This is a genomic window from Streptomyces corallincola, from assembly GCF_019104725.1.
GTDB classification, from domain to species: domain Bacteria; phylum Actinomycetota; class Actinomycetes; order Streptomycetales; family Streptomycetaceae; genus Streptomyces; species Streptomyces corallincola.
This window is the reverse complement of sequence record NZ_JAHRXF010000021.1, coordinates 38839-57180: the sequence shown is the minus strand read 5'-3', so window position 1 is coordinate 57180 and position 18342 is coordinate 38839. Positions and strand designations below refer to the sequence as shown.

The 18342-nt window shown below is 73.2% G+C and carries 13 protein-coding genes and 1 riboswitch; of the genes, 7 read left to right on the top strand and 6 right to left on the bottom strand.

Annotation, left to right across the window (positions count from 1 at the left end; translation table 11 throughout):
- Window positions 1–524 precede the first annotated feature (524 nt).
- Window positions 525–1703, bottom strand: a complete 1179-nt coding sequence (locus KUM39_RS15595) for an ATP-binding protein (RefSeq protein ID WP_246620187.1) — start codon at window positions 1701–1703, stop codon at window positions 525–527.
- A 132-nt stretch (window positions 1704–1835) separates the two neighbouring features.
- Here KUM39_RS15595 and KUM39_RS15590 point away from each other — a divergent pair, with 132 nt between their 5' ends.
- Complete coding sequence (locus tag KUM39_RS15590) at window positions 1836–3194, top strand: SWIM zinc finger family protein (RefSeq protein WP_217786236.1); 1359 nt, start codon at window positions 1836–1838, stop codon at window positions 3192–3194.
- Window positions 3195–3712: 518 nt separating this feature from the next.
- The gene (locus tag KUM39_RS15585; RefSeq protein ID WP_246620200.1) at window positions 3713–5455 is read left to right on the top strand and encodes a DUF5691 domain-containing protein; all 1743 of its coding nucleotides are present in this window, start codon (window positions 3713–3715) and stop codon (window positions 5453–5455) included.
- A gap of 324 nt (window positions 5456–5779) precedes the next feature.
- Here KUM39_RS15585 and icmB read toward each other — a convergent pair whose 3' ends face one another.
- Window positions 5780–6211, bottom strand: coding sequence for a coenzyme B12-dependent isobutyryl CoA mutase small subunit (gene icmB / locus KUM39_RS15580; RefSeq protein WP_217786235.1), 432 nt, complete (start codon window positions 6209–6211; stop codon window positions 5780–5782).
- 225 nt (window positions 6212–6436) lie between these two features.
- Between icmB and KUM39_RS15575 the strand changes: the two genes are divergently transcribed.
- Both KUM39_RS15575 and KUM39_RS15570 read left to right on the top strand, forming a co-directional pair.
- Window positions 6437–7291, top strand: a complete 855-nt coding sequence (locus tag KUM39_RS15575; protein WP_217786234.1) for an esterase/lipase family protein — start codon at window positions 6437–6439, stop codon at window positions 7289–7291.
- Between the two features lie 262 nt (window positions 7292–7553).
- Window positions 7554–9119 (top strand): M23 family metallopeptidase, encoded by a 1566-nt coding sequence (locus tag KUM39_RS15570; RefSeq protein WP_217786233.1) that lies wholly within the window; start codon window positions 7554–7556, stop codon window positions 9117–9119.
- 73 nt (window positions 9120–9192) lie between these two features.
- On the opposite strand, the gene pcrA is transcribed toward KUM39_RS15570, so the two are convergent.
- On the bottom strand, window positions 9193–11676 hold the full coding sequence (gene pcrA, locus KUM39_RS15565) for a DNA helicase PcrA (RefSeq protein ID WP_217786232.1): 2484 nt from the start codon (window positions 11674–11676) through the stop codon (window positions 9193–9195).
- 251 nt (window positions 11677–11927) lie between these two features.
- Window positions 11928–12088, top strand: a riboswitch (cyclic di-AMP (ydaO/yuaA leader).
- 8 nt (window positions 12089–12096) lie between these two features.
- Here pcrA and KUM39_RS15560 point away from each other — a divergent pair.
- Both KUM39_RS15560 and KUM39_RS15555 read left to right on the top strand, forming a co-directional pair.
- Window positions 12097–13065 (top strand): C40 family peptidase, encoded by a 969-nt coding sequence (locus tag KUM39_RS15560; protein ID WP_217786231.1) that lies wholly within the window; start codon window positions 12097–12099, stop codon window positions 13063–13065.
- A gap of 169 nt (window positions 13066–13234) precedes the next feature.
- Window positions 13235–14251 carry an SLAC1 family transporter gene (locus KUM39_RS15555; protein ID WP_217786230.1) on the top strand — a complete coding sequence of 339 codons (1017 nt, stop codon included), beginning with the start codon at window positions 13235–13237 and terminating at the stop codon, window positions 14249–14251.
- Window positions 14252–14262: 11 nt separating this feature from the next.
- On the opposite strand, the gene KUM39_RS15550 is transcribed toward KUM39_RS15555, so the two are convergent.
- The gene (locus KUM39_RS15550; protein ID WP_217786229.1) at window positions 14263–14616 is read right to left on the bottom strand and encodes a hypothetical protein; all 354 of its coding nucleotides are present in this window, start codon (window positions 14614–14616) and stop codon (window positions 14263–14265) included.
- Between the two features lie 424 nt (window positions 14617–15040).
- On the opposite strand from KUM39_RS15550, the gene KUM39_RS15545 reads away from it, so the two are divergent.
- The gene (locus KUM39_RS15545; protein ID WP_217786270.1) at window positions 15041–16129 is read left to right on the top strand and encodes a C40 family peptidase; all 1089 of its coding nucleotides are present in this window, start codon (window positions 15041–15043) and stop codon (window positions 16127–16129) included.
- A gap of 58 nt (window positions 16130–16187) precedes the next feature.
- On the opposite strand, the gene KUM39_RS15540 is transcribed toward KUM39_RS15545, so the two are convergent.
- Together KUM39_RS15540 and KUM39_RS15535 are read right to left on the bottom strand one after the other, a co-directional pair.
- A complete protein-coding gene (locus tag KUM39_RS15540) occupies window positions 16188–17042 on the bottom strand; it encodes a LuxR C-terminal-related transcriptional regulator (protein ID WP_281425712.1) in 855 nt (284 codons plus the stop codon).
- Window positions 17039–18331, bottom strand: coding sequence for an ATP-binding protein (locus KUM39_RS15535; protein WP_217786228.1), 1293 nt, complete (start codon window positions 18329–18331; stop codon window positions 17039–17041). Before KUM39_RS15535 ends, KUM39_RS15540 begins: the two co-directional genes overlap by 4 nt.
- Window positions 18332–18342 lie beyond the last annotated feature (11 nt).

The window sequence follows — 18342 nt, the reverse complement described above, 5'->3', positions numbered from 1 at the left end:
GAGTCCGTGCGCGAGACGCCCACTTGAGCCGGGTCCGCCTGGGCGCCCGAAGCCCACCCGTCCCCAGGCGCCGTCACGCCGATGGCACCGCCCGCCCGAACCAGACCGGCCTCCTGAGCCGCACTGGCCTCCTGCGCCGCATCGGACCCCTGAGCCGCACCGGACTCCTCGGCCACAACAACCCCCTCCGTCACATCAGCCTTCCGACCCGCCCCGCCAACGGCCCCCGTAAGCGCGGCGGCACCCGCCGCTCCGGGCGCACCCGCGGTCCCCCACGCCTCCACCCTGTCCGTCACCGACCCCTCCACGACCCACCCGCCTCCCCACACCGACCTCAGCACCAGCACCAGCACCAAGTCCTTCTCACCGAAGGCCCGTTGCTCTCCCGTTCCCGAGTCCACCGGCGCGCTTGCGCACCAGCACCGGCCCCACCCCGCACCGCCGGAAACCCCAATCCCCCCACCGCCCGGCTCACCTCCGCCCCGCACACCCCGTGCACCCACCGGGCCGCACCCCGCGCCCCCTCACGCACTCACCTCCCGGCAAGCCCGGTAGAAGTCCTTCCACCCCTCGCGTTCGCGGACCACGGTCTCCAGGTACTCCTGCCAGATGACGCGGTCGGCGGCCGGGTCGCGGACGACCGCGCCGAGAATTCCGGCGGCCACGTCGGCGGGGCGCAGGACGCCGTCGCCGAAGTGGGCGGAGAGGGCGAGTCCGTTGGTGACCACGGAGATGGCCTCGGCGGTGGAGAGCGTGCCGCTGGGCGACTTGAGCTTGGTGCGGCCGTCCGCCGTGACGCCGTCGCGGAGTTCACGGAAGACGGTGACCACCCGGCGGATCTCCGCGATGCCGTCCGGCGCGGCCGGAAGATCGAGGGAACGGCCGAGCTGCTCGACGCGCCGCGAGACGATCTCGACCTCGGCGTCCGGGCTCTCCGGGAGCGGCAGCACCACGGTGTTGAAGCGGCGGCGCAGCGCGCTGGACAGGTCGTTGACGCCCCGGTCGCGGTCGTTGGCGGTGGCGATGAGGTTGAAGCCGCGCACGGCCTGCACCTCGTCGCCCAGCTCCGGTATGGGCAGCGTCTTCTCGGAGAGGATCGTGATCAGCGTGTCCTGCACGTCGGCCGGGATGCGGGTCAGTTCCTCGACCCGCGCCGTCATGCCCTCGGACATGGCGCGCATGACGGGGCTGGGCACCAGCGCGTCCCGGCTGGGGCCGTGCGCGAGCAGCCGCGCGTAGTTCCAGCCGTAGCGGATCGCCTCCTCCGGGGTCCCGGCGGTGCCCTGCACGAGCAGCGTCGAGTCACCGCTCACGGCGGCGGCCAGGTGCTCCGACACCCAGGTCTTGGCGGTGCCGGGCACCCCGAGGAGGAGCAGGGCGCGGTCGGTGGCGAGGGTGGTGACGGCGACCTCGACGATGCGGCGTGGGCCGACGTACTTAGGGGTGATCACCGTCCCGTCCGGCAGGGTCCCGCCGAGGAGGTACGTCGCCACCGCCCACGGCGAGAGTTTCCAGCGGGCCGGGCGCGGCCGGTCGTCCTGCGCGGCGAGCGCGGTGAGTTCGGCGGCGAAGGACTGCTCGGCGTGCGGGCGGAGAGCGGCCCCCGGCTCGCTCGCGGCCGCCCCGCCGGACACCCCGCCAGGCGTCCCGGCACTCGTCCCGGCATTCGTCCCGGTGGTCGTCGGTTCCACGGACACAGTCATGGCTGAGGCCCCCTCAAGCTCGGCCGGCTTCGGTTCTGACCCAACGGTGCACCACCCCACTGACAATCGCTCTGACCTGCACAAACGCGGCGTCCGGGCCGATTGTCAGTGGGTGGTCCTACCGTCGTTGTCATGACTGAGCAGGGGGTGCGCTGGACCGCGGACCAGGTGCTGGCACTGGCGCCTGACGCCGCGTCACGCAAGGCGGGGAGCAAGCTGGGCACGGCCGGGCCGTGGTCGGAGACGGGTGCCGGGGAGGGGACGGTGTGGGGGCTGTGCAAGGGCAGCGGCAGCAGGCCGTACCAAACGGTGGTGGACCTCGCGGACGCCACCGGTCCGGCGTACAAGTGCAGTTGTCCGAGCCGGAAGTTCCCGTGCAAGCACACGCTCGGCCTGCTGCTGCTCTGGGCGGAGGGCGCGGTCGCCGTACCCGCCTCGGCCGAGCCGCCCGAGTGGGCGGGGCAGTGGCTGGCGGGGCGGCGGAGAAGGGCGGAGGACAGGAGGACGGAGGCCGGGAAGGAGGCGGCCGGGTCGGCGGACCCTGAGGCGGCACGGCGGCGGGCGGACCGCCGGGCCGAGCGGGTCACGGCGGGCGCGACCGAGCTGGAGCAGCGGCTCGCGGACCTGCTGCGCGGCGGCCTGGCCTCGGCCGAACAGGCGGGGTACGCCATGTGGGACGAGACGGCGGCCCGCATGGTCGATGCCCAGGCCCCCGGACTCGCCGCCCGGGTGCGGGAGTTGGGCGCGATACCCGCCTCCGGACCGGGCTGGCCCGCCCGACTGCTGGAGGAGTGCGCGCTGCTGCACCTGCTCGATCAGGGCTGGCTGCGCCGTGACACCCTGCCGGACGGCCTCGCGGCCACGGTCCGCTCCCGCCTCGGCCTGCCCGCCCAGGCGGACGGCCCGCCGCTGCGGGACCACTGGCTGGTCCTCGCCCAGTACGACACGGCGGACGTGAAACTGACGACGCGCCGGATCTGGCTGTACGGCACCGATTCGGGACACACCCGGCTGCTCCTCTCCTACGGCGCGGCCGGGCGCTCCCCCGACCTGGCGCTGCCGGTCGGGCTGACCCTGGACGCCGACCTGTCGGCGTATCCGGGCGCCGGACGGTCGCGGGCGGCACTCGGTGAGCAGTACGCCCCGCCCGTGCCGTCCACGCTGCGCCCGCCGGGTGTCACCCCGGCCGAGGCGATGGCCCGCTACGGCGCCGCGCTGCGCGAGGACCCCTGGCTGGACGCGGTCCCGGTCACCCTGGCAGGCGTCGTCCCGGTCCCGGACGGGGACGGCACCGCCTGGCAACTGGCCGACACCGAGCGGGACTCGGCGCTGCCTCTGACCCCGTCCGCCCACTCTCGTCCTGGCCTCTGGCGCCTGCTGACCCTCTCCGGCGGCACCCCGCTCACCGTCTTCGGTGAGTGCGGCCACCAGGGTTTCACCCCCCTGACCGCCTGGCCCGACACCACCGACACCCCGGTAGCGCTGTGCTGACGCCCCGGACTGCGGCAGCGGAGTCCCATCGGCCTATCGATGCCGGGCACGCCAAGGACCCGAACCCGACACCACCGGTCCCACCCTCCGTACAGGCGGCTGGACTTTGCGGATACGCCCCGCCCCCGTCGCCCACCCCGGCCGCCTCACCGAGAGGACGTACGAGCACCGTGAACCCGATCACCCCCAGGACCCCGGCCGAGGCAACGGCACCCGCGATGAGCGAGGTCGTGTCACTGAACGAGGCTTTTCAGTCACGAAGTTGGGCCCTTCCCGAACCGGCGCCCCACGGCACGGCACCGGGCTCGGACCACAACTCCCCTGCGGGCGAACTCCCCTCCGCGCCCATCGCCGCAGGCACACCCGGACGACGTGAGGCAGCGGCCGACGGCACACGCGGCGTGGTGGCCGGGCCGCCCGGCCACAGCCGCCGCCCGTCCCCGGCAACCGCCCCCGGCACGCCCGGCGCGAGCCTTCCCCGCCCATCGGCCCACGGCGGCGCCCTCTCCAACGCGTCCCTGACACCCGACCCCGCACCTCACCCCGCCCCCGAACATCACCCCAACCCCCCATCTCCGAAGCCCACTTCGCACCCACCCCGGACCACCCCCGCACAGACACCGGCCCCGCAAGCACCACCGGCACCCACCACCCCCACCGCCCCTGCCACCCCCTGGCAGGACCTCCTCACCACCGCCCTCCTAGGCACCGACCGCCGCCCCCCGACCCCGGGGACACCGGGCGCCGCCGGGAACGCGCCGCTCGCCCTGCTCGACGCCGCCGCGGTGGCGACCGTGCGGCGGCGGGCGGGGTTGCGGGCGGGGGCGGTGGGGAAGCGGCTGGAACCCGTCGCGGTGGACCGGCGTCCGCAGGTGCCGCCGGACGCGGCGCGGCGGCTGGCGCTGCTGCTGGCCGACCGTTCCGGGAGCGGGAGTGGGCGGCGGGGCGGCGCGCCGGATCTGACGGAGCTGCTGCCGCAGTGGCTCGCGGCGGCGAACGCGCACGGGTACGCGGCACCCCCGCAGGCGCTGCCCGCACTGCTGGACGCGGCGCGCGGCCGTACGGATCTGCGCCCGGCGGCGCTGGCGTTCGCGGGGCAGCGGGCGCTGTGGCTGGCCCGGCTGAACCCGGACTGGCGGTTCGCCCTGCGCTCGGCGGCGGGCGGTACGGCCTCGCAGCCCGGCTCCGGCGACGAGGCGGGCGTACGGCGGCTCTGGGAGGAGGGCCTGTTCGCGGAGCGGGTCGCGCTGCTGGGCACTCTGCGCACCCGCGACCCGGAGGCGGCCCGCGCGCTGCTGGCGGAGACCTGGGCGGCCGAACGCGCCGAGGACCGGCTGATGTTCCTCGACTCGCTGCGCACGGGTCTGTCCCCGGCGGACGAACCGTTCCTGGAGCGGGCGTTGGCCGACCGCAGCCGCAATGTCCGGGCGACGGCGGCCGAACTGCTGTCGGCGCTGCCGGGTTCGGCGCTCGGGGTGCGGATGGCGGCACGGGCGTCGGCCTGCGTGGCCGTCGATCACACGGGCACCGGACCCGCGCTCGCCGTGGAGGCGCCCTTCGCCTGCGACCCGGACATGGAGCGGGACGGCGTGACGGCGAAACCCCCGGCCGGCCGGGGTGAACGCTCCTGGTGGCTGGCCCAGTTGGTGGAGGCCACCCCGCTGGACACTTGGCGGGACCGGCTCGGCGGGCGCACCCCGGAGGAGATCGTCGCGTTGCCGGTGGCGGACGACTGGCAGGGCGAGTTGCACGCGGCCTGGTGCCGGGCGGCCGTACGGCAGCGGGACGCGGAGTGGTCGCGGGCGCTGCTCGGGGAGCCGTCGGCCCCGGAGGCGGCCGGTCCGGGCGCGGTCTCGCTGGCCGAGCGGGCGAAACTGCTGATCACCCTGGAGGCCGGGGAACGGGCCGCCTGGGTCGGTGGTTTCATCGCGGCGCACGGCCTGTCCGAGGCGTTCCAGTTGCTCGGGGTATGCGCGGTGCCGTGGGCGCCCGCGCTGGGCCGGGCGGTGGTGGACGCGCTGAACATCGCGCGGGACGCGGGAAGTTACCCGTGGAGCTTCAGCGGGGTGATGGGCCTGGCGGAACGCTGCCTCGACCCGGCGGAGGCGGCCCGCCTCGCGGGTCTGCTCGCGGTGCCCGACGAGTCCGAGGACGCCTCACCCGGCGCGGGCGGCTACTGGGCGGAAGCCTTCCAGCGCCTCACGGCCACGCTACGGCTGCGGGCGACGATGGCAGAGGAACTGACCCCACCCGGCACATGAGCCGCACACGGTGGATGAGCCCCACCCGGCACATTGAGCACCGCCGGTCGGATCAGCCCCGTACCCCACGTGCCCCGCCGGGCAGATGGGCCTTGCCCGGCGGACAGGCGGGCCTGTCCAGCGCACGAGCCCCGCTCAACGCACGCGTCCCGCCCGGCACATGACAGTCGGCGCCCCCGAACGCACCGAGCACGGCAGTCGGCGCCCCGAACGCCCCGGCACCCGCCGCCCCCGTCGCCAGGCACCCCACACGCGGCACCCGGCACCCGGCCGGTCACCCAACTCCCACCCGGCCCACCGGCCGAACCCGGAGCGAATCCCGCCTCAGCCCCCGGAAGCCGCTGCCTGACGCACGTTCTCCCGCACCCACTCCACGATGGCCGTGGTCGTCGCGCCGGGGGTGAAGATCGCCGCGACCCCCTTCTCCTTGAGGGGCGCGATGTCCTCCTCCGGGATGATCCCGCCGCCGAAGACGAGGATGTCCTCGGCCTCGCGCTGCTTGAGCAGGTCGAGGACGGCGGCGAACAGCGTGTTGTGGGCGCCGGAGAGGATGGAGAGGCCGATGGCGTCGGCGTCCTCCTGGATGGCGGTGTCCACGATCTGCTCCGGGGTCTGGTGCAACCCGGTGTAGATGACTTCCATGCCGCCGTCGCGCAGCGCCCGCGCGATGACCTTGGCCCCGCGATCGTGGCCGTCGAGCCCCGGTTTCGCCACCACCACGCGGATCGGACCGGTCGGACCGGCTGCCACAGCCATCGTTGCCTCCATGCAAGCGACCACGGAAGCGACCGCTTCCGCCCGTACCGACAAGTACCGCACATCCGGCGCGCGCGCCGCCACCCGTCGGGAAGTGAACGAACGTTATCCCCAGCATCCCGCAACCGGCGGTTTTCGGCGCGGAGCGAGGGGGAAATCACATGGTGGGACATGAGGGCGTACGGGCCGGGTCGTGAGCCCCGTGCGCCGACTGGAGGTCGGCCGATGAAGGTCACCGGGGCACTGCCGTATTTCCTCCCGCTGTACCGGCGCCTGTGGCCCGGCAGACTCACCGATCTCTCCGCGGCCCTGTTGAAGGCCACCGCGCTGGAGGCCGCGATCCTCGCCGGTCACCTTTTGCTCTATCCGACCGGCCTGGTCCAGGAGCGCCGCCCGGCCGCGCACCCGGCGCGCGGAGGCGGGGCGGCCCGGCTGCCGGAGCGCTCCGGTCCGCCGGTGGTGCTGCTGCACGGCTTCATCGACAACCGCTCGGTCTTCGTCCTGCTGCGCCGCAGCCTGGCCCGCGACGGCGGCCGACGGATCGCCTCCCTCAACTACTCTCCGCTGACCTGCGACATACGCACCGCCGCCGAACTCCTCGGGCGGCACATCGAGGAGATCTGCGAGCGCACCGGCAGCGACCGGGTGGACGTGGTGGGGCACAGCCTCGGTGGCCTCATCGCGCGGTACTACGCCCAGTGTCTCGGCGGTGACCTGCGGGTCCGCACCCTGGTCACCCTCGGCACCCCGCACTCCGGCACCCGCGCGGTCCCGCTGGCCGGGGCGCACCCGATCGTCCGGCAGATGCGGCCCGGCTCGCCGCTGATCGAGGAGCTGGCCCGCCCCGCGCCGGGCTGCCGGACACGGTTCGTCGGGTTCTGGAGCGACCTGGACTCGGTGATGGTGCCGCAGGAGACGGCCCGCGTGGACCACCCCGACCTGGACGCCGACAACGTGCGCGTGACCGGCATCGGTCATCTGGCACTCCCCGTGCACCCCGCCGTCGCCGTCCGGATACGCGAGGTGCTCGACACGGCGCCCGCCGGGGAACGGCCGGGGAGCGGGCGGGCGGCGGTCTGACGGTGCGGTGAGCGCGCGCCGACCGCCCGGGCACCCGTCGGAAAGGACGCCGAAGCGCGGGAATTTCGGTGACTCGCCGTCACCGTACGTCGAACATGTCCCGAACGCAGGGCCAAACCGGAGCCCGCCCGCGGCCAAAACACGGGAGAATGCCCGTTTCCGGCCGCGCGAAACCCGCAGAAGATTGTCGCGCCCGCATACCGCCGGGTACAGTCGCCGCACTGCTCTGGCAGCCCCTGTTGTCGAGGCGAAAGAGAAGTTGGTGAACGATCGTCACCCGTCGGGGACCATGACCACCCCGGCCCCGGCTTCCGACGCCACCACCGCGCGCTACGCGCCCTACGGGACCCCGGAAGTCCGTTACGACGACCACACCACGCACGACGGCTGGGCCCCGACCGCCTTCACGGCCGACCCCGCCACGGGCACCTTCCCCACCGGCGCCTACGACACCGCCTCCTGGCAGACCGGCGCCCAGCAGCCCCACGACCCGTACGCCACCGGGCAGCACACCGGCTACGACACCGGGACGTACGAGACCGGGACCTACGACACGGGCACGTACGACACCGGCGCCTACGGGACCGGCGCGTACGACACCTCCGCCTGGACCCTCCCCGAGCAGGCCACCGGCACCGACGCCAGCGGCCAGTGGGACTCCTCGGCCTGGCAGTTGCCGGAGCAGCAGGCCGCCGACGCCACCCAGCAGTGGGACTGGGGCACCCAGACCTTCGACACCGGTACCTACGACGCCACCCGGTGGAACAGCGGCACCGCGTACGACACCCACGAGGCGTACGCCGAGCAGCCGTACGACCCGCAGGCGACCGGCACGTACGACCTCCACGCCACCGGCACCTTCGACACCACCAGCTTCGACACCACCGCCTTCGCCGAGCAGCCGGGCTACGAGGGCGCGCCCGAAGGCGGGTACGAAGGCGATCGTGACGAGGACGCCCATGACGGCGAACTCATCGATACCGCCGACGACTTGAGTGGGAACACCCGTGAACTGCCCGCCGTGGCGCCCCTTCTCGACGACCAGGAGGAGACCGTCCCGGCGGCCCGCCCGGCCACCCGGAGCGGCTCGCGCGCCCGGCGCCGTACGCCCGCCAAGCGGTCGGCGCTGCTGACGATCGCCGTACCGTCGGCGTGTGTGATGGGGGTCGCGGGTGTCGCCGTCGCCTCCGTCGGCGACTTCTCCGACGACAGCGCCGACACCGCGGCCGCCGCACCGGACGGCGCGCACGCCGTGCAGCCGTCCGTCGCCAACGGCAAGCTGGACGCGCAGCTGCGCACGCTCTCGGCGGGCGTCGATGACTTCACCGACCGCGCCAGCCGCACCCAGGAGCGCATCGACCTCAAGGCGCAGCAGGAACTCCAGCAGAAGAAGGCGGCGGCCGAGGCCGCGCTCAAGGAGCGGCTGCGCCCCAAGTTCGTCCTGCCCGTCGCCCAGCACGGACTCAGCGCCTACTTCGGGCAGGCGGGCGTGAACTGGATGTCCGTGCACACCGGCATCGACTTCCCTGTGGCGTACGGCACGACGGTGATGGCCGCGACCGACGGCACCGTCCGCACCCAGTGGAACAGCGCCTACGGCAACATGCTGATCCTGACCGCGAAGGACGGCACGGAGACGTGGTACTGCCACCTCTCCAGTTACCGGGTGCCCTCCGGGACCGTCGTCAAGGCGGGTCAGCCGATCGCGTACTCCGGGAACTCCGGCAACTCCACCGGCCCGCACCTGCACTTCGAGGTGCGCCCCGGGGGCGGCGCGGCCGTGGACCCGCTGCCGTGGCTGCGCAGTCATGGTCTGAACCCGAACTAGCCTTCCGCACAAACCAGTCGAGCCCCGCCGGACGCTTCCGGCGGGGCTCCACTCGTCAACAGGGGCCGTACGGCTACAGCTTCTCGACCGGGGCGTAGCGCAGCAGCAGCCGCTTGGGCTTCTCGTCGCCGAAGTCGATGGTCGCCTCGGTCTGCGCGCCGGTGCCCTTGACCCCGACAACCGTGCCGAGGCCGAACTGGTCGTGCGTGACGCGGTCACCGATGGAGAGCGCGGCCACCGGCTTCTCGGTGGCGCCCCGGCGCGTGGCGAAGCCGGAAGCGCCCGACGCCGAGGAGCGCGAACGGGACGAGGACAGCGAGGCCGCGATCCCCGACGTGGGCCCGGCGGACACCGGAGCGGTCGCGCCGGTGCGCTTCCACTGGAGGTGCTGGGCCGGGATCTCCTCCAGGAACCGGGAGGGCGGGTTGTACGAGGGCTGGCCCCAGGCGCTGCGCATCGCGGACCGGGTGAGGTACAGCCGCTCGCGGGCGCGGGTGATCCCCACGTACGCCAGGCGGCGTTCCTCCTCCAGTTCCTTGGTCTGGCCGAGGGCGCGCATGTGCGGGAAGACGCCGTCCTCCATGCCGGTGAGGAACACCACCGGGAACTCGAGTCCCTTGGCGGTGTGCAGGGTCATCAGGGTGATGACGCCGTTGCCGTCCTCCTCGTCGGGGATCTGGTCGGAGTCCGCGACCAGCGCGACCTGCTCCAGGAAGTCGGACAGCGTGCCCGACTCGCCCTCGCCGCGCTCCTGCTCGAACTCCAGCGCCACGGCGGCGAGTTCCTGGAGGTTCTCGATGCGGGTCTCGTCCTGCGGGTCGGTGGAGGACTGCAACTCGGCCAGATAGCCGGTGCGTTCGAGCACGGCCTCCAGCACGGTCGCCGGTCCGGCGCCGGACTCCACGACCGTCCGCAGGTCCTCCATCAGCGTGTTGAACCGCTTGACGGCGTTGGCGGACCGCGCGGCCATGCCGTACGCCTCGTCCACCCGCTTCAGCGCCTGCGGGAAGCTGACCTTCTCGCGCTGGGCGAGGGCGTCGATCATCGCCTCGGCGCGCTCCCCGATGCCCCGCTTGGGCACGTTGAGGATGCGGCGCAGCGGCACCGCGTCCTCCGGGTTGGACAGCACCCGCAGATAGGCCAGGACGTCCCGGACCTCCTTGCGCTCGTAGAAGCGGACCCCGCCGACGACCTTGTACGGCAGGCCGACGCGGATGAAGATCTCCTCGAAGACACGGGACTGGGCGTTGGTCCGGTAGAAGACGGCCACATCACCGGCCTTGGCGTCGCCCGCGTCGGTGAGACGGTCTATCTCCTCGGCGACGAACTGCGCCTCGTCGTGCTCGGTGTCCGCGACATAGCCGGTGATGCCCGCGCCCTGGCCCGCGTTGGTCCACAGGTTCTTCGGGCGGCGGGACTCGTTGCGCTCGATGACGGCGTTGGCGGCGGTCAGGATGGTCTGCGTGGAGCGGTAGTTCTGCTCCAGCAGGATCGTCGTCGCGTTCGGGTAGTCCTCCTCGAACTGGAGGATGTTGCGGATGGTCGCGCCCCGGAAGGCGTAGATCGACTGGTCCGCGTCACCCACCACGCACAGCTCGGCCGGGGGCAGGTCGCTCTCGGCGGGGGGTACGTCCTCGTCGTGGGCGCCGGTGCCGACCAGCTCGCGGACCAGGGCGTACTGCGCGTGGTTGGTGTCCTGGTACTCGTCCACCAGGACGTGCCGGAAGCGGCGGCGGTAGTGCTCGGCCACGTCGGGGAAGGCGCGGAGCAGGTTGACCGTGGTCATGATCAGGTCGTCGAAGTCCAGCGCGTTGGCCTCGCGCAGGCGCGACTGGTAGAGCGCGTACGCCTGGGCGAGGGTCTTCTCGAAGCCGTCGGTGGCCTGCGCGGCGAAGTCCTCCTCGTCGATCAGCTCGTTCTTGAGGTTGCTGATCTTGGCGCTGAAGGACTTGGGCGGGTAGCGCTTGGGGTCGAGGTCCAGGTCGCGGCAGACCAGGGCCATCAGACGCTTGCTGTCGGCCGCGTCGTAGATCGAGAACGACGAGGTGAAGCCGAGCTTCTTGGACTCGCGGCGCAGGATGCGCACGCACGCGCTGTGGAACGTCATCACCCACATCGCGCCCGCGCGCGGGCCCACGAGGTGCTCGACGCGCTCCTTCATCTCACCGGCCGCCTTGTTGGTGAAGGTGATGGCGAGGATCTGGCCGGGGTGGACGTGCCGTTCAGCGAGCAGGTGGGCGATGCGGTGGGTGAGCACCCGCGTCTTGCCGGAGCCCGCGCCCGCGACGATGAGCAGCGGGGCGCCCGCGTGCGTGACGGCCGCGCGCTGGTTGTCGTTCAGCCCGTCCAGCAGGGCCGCCGCGTCCAGCACCGGGCGGGGGGCGCCGTCGCGGTAGTACGCGTCACGGTCCGGCGGCGCGTCGAACTTCCCGCCGAACAGATCGTCCGGAATCGGTTCCGGAGCGTGATCGTCCTCGGGCGGCGGCGGGGGTTCCTCGTCGTGTCCGCGCGGGGACTGGAGGGCCGCCAGGAAGCTGTCGTCAAAGAGGCTGCTCATCGCCCTCCGAGTCTAGGGCGCCGCACCGACAACCGGGTCACGCCCCGGAAACCCGCACACCTCACGGGCCGCCCTCCGCCCTCACGCTGCGCAGGCGAGAGGTCACGGGAGCGGGAAAAGCGACGGAGGTCACGGAAATGTATCGGACATTTACCGCACCAACCTTCACGGAAGGCACACGAGTTGGCTAGATTTCCCGCAGACCGTACGCACCCTTCCGGCGAACGTCGCCGGCCGTGCGGTCTCCGCCGAGTCCGTACGCGCCGCAGGGCGCGCGGAGCCGGGGACCCACCGATCCCTGGGGTGAATCGGCCGACTCCCGTCCGGTGACGGGGCGAGGCCGTAGGGCAACCCTTCCGAGACACCCGCCCGAACCCGACAGCTAACCCGGCAGGCGGACCTGGGAAGGAGTCGCCAGCCTTGGCGTCGCACCGCAAGCAGCGTTCCGGTCCGTTCGGACCGGGGCTGCGCACGCCCGTACTCGCCACCGCCGCGATCACCTCTGTCGCCGTCCTGTCCCAGGCGGGCCCGTCCGAGGCCGCGCCCGCCGACGACGGCGGGCCGAGCCTGGCGGAGATCGAGAAGAAGGTGGACGAGTTCTACCGCCGCGCGGACGACGCCTCCCGGCAGACCGGCGCGGAGGCGGAACGTGCCATGCGGCTCCACGAACGCGCGGCGACCGCGCCGTCGGCCGAGGCGGCACCCGCACCGGCGCCCGCCCGGGCCGAGCGGTCCGCCGACTACTTCCACCAGAGCCGCCTGATGGACCGTCTGGCCACATCGGTGAAGAACCGGCAGCGGGCTCGGGTGGTGCCGGAGGCCGGGGCGGGGTCGGCGTCGGGGTCGGGGCCGAGTTCGGAGACGGGGTCGGGCGCGGCTGCGGGTTCGGGCGCGGCTGTGGCTGCGGGGCCGGGTGCCGTTCCTCGTGATCCGAAGAGTGCCAAGGCCGTGGTCCAGCGGAAGCTGGCCGCCGCGCGGGCGTTGCTGGCGGCGTACTCCGGCGGGGGCGACGGGCACGCGGTGGTGGTGCCGGTGCAGGCGCCCACCAAGGCGGAGAAGGCCGTCGCCTTCGCCCGCGCGCAGCTCGGCAAGCCGTGCGTGAGCGGGGCGAGCGGGCCCGGCTCCTACGACTGCGCCGGTCTCACCCAGGCCGCCTGGCGCGCGGCCGGCGTCGCCCTCCCCCGCGCCGCCCACGACCAGGCCCACGCGGGCACCCCGGTCCCCCTCCCCGACGCCCGCCCCGGTGACCTCGTCTTCTTCCACGCCGACCACGACCACATCGGCCTCCTCACCGCCCCGGACACCCTGATCCACGCCCCGCATCCGGGCGCCACGATCCGCGAGGAGCTGCTGACCGTCCCGGTGCGGAAGGTGATACGGCCTGCGTGAGGACGGGCACTCCGACGCGGTTCGTGGCGCGGGGTGCGCGAGGAGGGACCCTCTCGGCGCGGGCTCGCGTCCTCACCCCCGGCCCGGTACCGCAGCGTTCAGGTGACAGGCGTACGGGGCTGATCGCGTCGTACCCCGGGACCCGCACCGGCCTCCATAGAGTCACCGCATGCCCACCCTCACCGCACTGCGCACCCGGTGGGAGGCACGTCCGCCCGCCTCGGGAGCAGCCGTTACCGCGACGGGCACGGTCTCCGTCGGCTTTCACCTGTCGGGCGACGAGGTGCTGTCGCTGATCTTCCTGGCCCTCGCCTGCGTGGGATGGCTGGCGCTGGCGGCGGATCTGGCCGTACGCCCGCTCGGGCGCGGCACGCGACACGCGCACCGCACCCACAGCGCGCATCACCCGCATCGCGCGCACCAGCCGGGCGTGCTCCCCGCGCCCGAGGCGCTGACCGCGGTCCCCGCGACAGCGATCCTCGGCCTCCGCTTCACAACCCTGGGACCCACCGCACTGGCGGCAGCGCTGCTGGCGCTCGCCGCGCTGGTCTACCCGTTCCTGATGTACGCCCTGGTACGCCACGGAGCCCGCCGGATGCCCGGCACCGTGTTCCTGGGCTGCCTGGCGACGGAGGCGCTCGCGGCGACGGCCGCCACCCTCGGCAGGGAGACGGAGACGGCCTGGCTGACGCACACGGGGATGGTGCTGTTCTGGCTGGGCCTCGTCGGCTGGCTCGTGGCGGTGTACCACTTCGACCGCCGCCAGGTGATTCAGGGCGCGGGCGACCACTGGATCGGGGTAGGCGCGCTCGCGCTCTCCGCGCTGACCGGCGCGACCCTCCTGACGGCGGGCGACCGCCCGCGCCCGTACCTCTGGAACTACGACGACCAGAACGTCCTGCACGACACGACCACGGCCCTGCTGGTCGTGACGCTGATCTGCTGGGTCGCCCTGGCGGTCGCGGAGATCGTCGAACCCCGCACCGGCTACGACGCGCGCCGCTGGGCGACGGTCCACCCGCTGGCGATGACCGGCGCGGCCACCCTCGCCGTCGCCGCCGCACTGCACACCGGCTGGCTCGGCGTGCTGGGACGGGTCCTGCTGTGGATCGCGGTGGTGGCCTGGCTCGCGGTGGCCGCCGGGGCACTGCTCACGGCGCGCGCCGGATCGGCTCCGCGCCGCTGACGGCCACCTGCTCAGGTCCAGAGCACGGCGATGAAGATGTTGACCACGGTCAGCAGTCCGACCAGCCCGAAGAGGTTCTTCTCGACCTTCTCGTCGTCGCGCTTGACGTACACCAGCCCGAGAATCACGATCAGCAGCGCCAGTTTCACCCCGATCTTGACGGTGTTGACGTGCTGCCCGTCCACCTCGTTGACCCCGACCAGGGCCACACCGGTGACCAGCATGGTGAACGCGCCGTGCACCATCGCGGGGACGAAGCGGGCGGTGCCCCGGCCCATCGCCTTCATCTGGGTGAGGAAACCGCCGAGCAGTGCGGCGATGCCGATGATGTGCAGGCCGACGAGGAAATGGGTGAGAACGTCCATGAACCGGGAGCCTAGTGAGGGGCTTCCGGAGAAGAACCAAGGGGTCGGGTCCCGGCGGGGACACAGCGTGCTGTAGCAGCGCGCCCGGCCCCGGAGGACCGGAATCCCCGCTTCGGTCAACACGGCCCGTCAACATGGCGCCCACGCCTCGCCATTCGGTCACATCCGGTCGCATACCGCTCCCTCACCGCCAGTTCCGTACTCCTCGTTACCAAGCCGTCACCGACCGGTTTAGCGTCCCTCCCCAGGTGACCGGCCTCCCCGAAGCCGCCCAGGGCCAGGGGCTGCGTCCGGTCACCCCCGCCGAGACGGGTCCGGCGGCGCCCGCTCCCCCTGTACGGGCGGTCGCCGGACCCCTCCTCGATGCACCGCCGGACCCGTTCCCGGTGCAAGGGAAGCCCGACGGAAGGACGTGACCCTCCAGTTGTCCGCGCACCGCAAGCCCCGACCGCGCTCGCTCGGCGGCACCACCGTACGCACCGCCGCCACCCTCGCCCTCGCGGGCGCGGCCACCGCCACGGCGTTCGACGGGGTCGGCCACGCCGAACCGCAGGCCACCCCGGCGCAGGTGAAGGCGAAGGTGGACACGCTGTACCGGGAGGCCGAGACGGCCACCGAGTCGTACAACGGGGCGAAAGAGAAGGCCGACGCCTCCCAGCGGCGCCTGAACGCCCTGCGGGACGAGACCGCCCGGCGCCAGCAGAAGCTCAACACCGCGCGCTCGGCGCTGGGTTCGTTCGCCGCGGCGCAGTACCGCGAGAACGGCTACAACCCCGCCTGGCAGCTCGCCCTCTCCAGCAACCCCGACCGTTATCTCGACGGCGCCTCGTTCGCCGAGCGCGCGGGCGACCGCCGTGCCCAGGCGATCACGCGGGTACGCGCCCAACTCCGCGAGATCGAGCGGCTGCGCGGCGCCTCCCGCGTCGAACTGACGTCGCTGCGGGAGCGGCAGGAGAAACTGAAGCAGGAGAGGCGGACCGTCACGGCGAAGCTCGCGGAGGCACGGCGCCTGCTGGACCGGCTCACCCCGCCCGAGCGCGCCAGGGTCACCGGCGCGACCACCCGTACTGCCGCACCGGGCCCGGCGCAGCGGGCCTCGCGCTCGGCGTCCTCCACTCGGAGCACCCCGGAGCGGCGGACACAGCCGCCCGTCACCGCGCCCGACTCCCGGGCGGCAGCCGCCGTCTCCTACGCCTACGGCAAGCTCGGCAGCCCCTACGTCTGGGGCGCGACCGGCCCCAACGCCTTCGACTGCTCCGGCCTCGTCCAGGCCGCCTACCGCTCCGCCGGTCTCTCCCTCCCCCGCACCACCTACGCCCAGATCAACGCGGGCCGCCGCGTCTCCCGCTCCGAACTCCGCCCCGGCGACCTGGTCTTCTTCTACTCCGGTATCAGCCACGTCGGCCTCTACATCGGCAACGGCAAGATGATCCACGCCCCCAACCCCTCCGCCCCGGTCCGTGTCGCCCCCATCGACCAGATGCCGTTCGCGGGGGCGACGCGGGTGGCGTGAGCGGGAGGAGAACGGGCGGGAGAGCGGCCGGGCGACGGCCGGGCGGCCCGGCCGCGGCTCAGACCAGGCGCCGTGCCGTCGCCCAGCGGGTCAGTTCATGGCGGTTGGAGAGCTGGAGCTTGCGCAGGACGGCGGAGACATGGGACTCGACGGTCTTCACCGAGATGTAGAGCTGCTTGGCGATCTCCTTGTAGGCGTAGCCGCGGGCGATGAGGCGCAGCACCTCCCGCTCGCGCTGGGTGAGACGGTCGAGGTCCTCGTCCACCGGGGGCGCGTCGGTGGAGGCGAAGGCGTCCAGGACGAACCCGGCGAGGCGGGGCGAGAAGACGGCGTCGCCCTCCTGGACCCGGAAGATCGAGCTGACCAGATCGGTGCCGGCGATGGTCTTGGTGACGTAACCGCGGGCGCCGCCCCGGATGACACCGATGACGTCCTCGGCCGCGTCGGACACGGACAGCGCCAGGAACCGTACGGACCGGTCGCCGTCCGCCATCAACGGAGCGCAGCGGCGCAGCACTTCGACCCCTCCGCCGCCGGGGAGGTGCACGTCGAGCAGCACCACCTCGGGCCGGGTCCCGGTGATGACCGTGACCGCCTGATCGACGTCGGCGGCCTCGCCGACCACCTCGACGCCGGTCTGCGCGGTCTGCCCTATCTCGGCCCGCACCCCGGTGCGGAACATACGGTGGTCGTCCACGAGGACCACCCGGACATGCCGTCCCCCGGCCGACTCCGAGTCCGCCACCGGCGCTGCCCCGTCCGGCCCTTCCGGTGCGACGCCATCCGCCTCCGCCAGGGCCGAGCCGTCCGTCCGGTCCACCCCGGCAGCCTCGTCAGCCCCGGCCGCCTCGTCCACCCCGCCGGTCGGAGCCGTCTCGTCCGTCTCGGCCGCGTCCGTCGCCTCGTCGCTCATTCCGTCTTCTCCGCCCTCTCCATCTCCAGCTCGACCTCCGTGCCGCCGTCGGGCACCGCCCGCAGCCGTGCCGTGCCGCCGTGCCGCTCCATACGGCCGATGATCGATTCTCTGACGCCCATGCGGTCGGCGGGTATGGAGTCGAGGTCGAAGCCCGGCCCCCGGTCGCGGACGGAGACGAACACCGTCCGGCCCTCGACCTCGGCGTAGACCTGGACGGCACCGCCCTCGCCACCGTACTTGGCGGCGTTCACCATCGCCTCGCGCGCGGCCTGCATCTGCGCCCCGGTGCGCTCGTCGAGCGGGCAGTCCCCGACCACGACCACCTCGATGGGCACCCCGTGCTTGTCCTCCACCTCGGCCGCGTTGCGCCGGACCGCCTCGGCGACCGTGTCCGGCTCGTCGGTCTCGTCCGTGCCGGTGCCCTCCGGTCTGTACAGCCAGGTGCGCAGGTCGCGCTCCTGGGCGCGGGCCAGGCGGCGCACCTCCCCCGCGTTGTCCGCGTTGCGCTGGATGAGGGTGAGGGTGTGCAGCACCGAGTCGTGCACATGGGCGGCGACCTCGGCGCGTTCCTGGGCCCGGATGCGCATCAGGCGTTCCTCGGAGAGATCCTGGGTGACGCGCACCAGATAGGGACCGGCGAGCAGGGTAATGCCGACCAGGACGGCCAGCCCGGCCTGGAGGACCGCGCCGAGGTGGGCGGCAGAGCCCTGTAGGACGAAGATCGCGGAGACGCCCGCGGTGACCAGCAGGACACCGACGCCCGCTCGCAGCAGGGTGAGGGTGCGCCGGCGTCTGCCGACCTCGACCCAGCGGGCCCGGCGGGCGTTGTCCGCCTGCCGCCAGACCAGCGCGACACCGGCGGCCACCAGCACGGCGGGGAGCAGATACGCCTTGATGCCGCCGGTGAGGTTGACGCTGCCGACGAAGACGAGCGACACCACGACCATGAGGAGCAGGGCCACGATCTGGCCCTTGTCCGGCTTGCGGGCGACGAGTCTGCGCCGTCCGTCCGGCGCGGTCTCGGTGGCGAGCGGGGAGTGGGCCCGCTCGCCACCGACCCCGCCGACGCCGAGCGGCACGAAGAACCAGAACGCCGCGTAGAGCAGCGCTCCGAGCCCGTCCGCCATGAACAGGCCCGCGAACGCGAGCCGGACCCAGATCACCGGCAGCCCGAGATGCCCGGCGAGCCCTCGCGCCACTCCGCCGAGCCAGCGTCCGTCGCCGCTTCGGTAGAGCCTGCGCAGGGGCCGCGGGTCGTCGAGGGGTGTCGCTGCGGCTTCCGGCATGGCTCGATGGT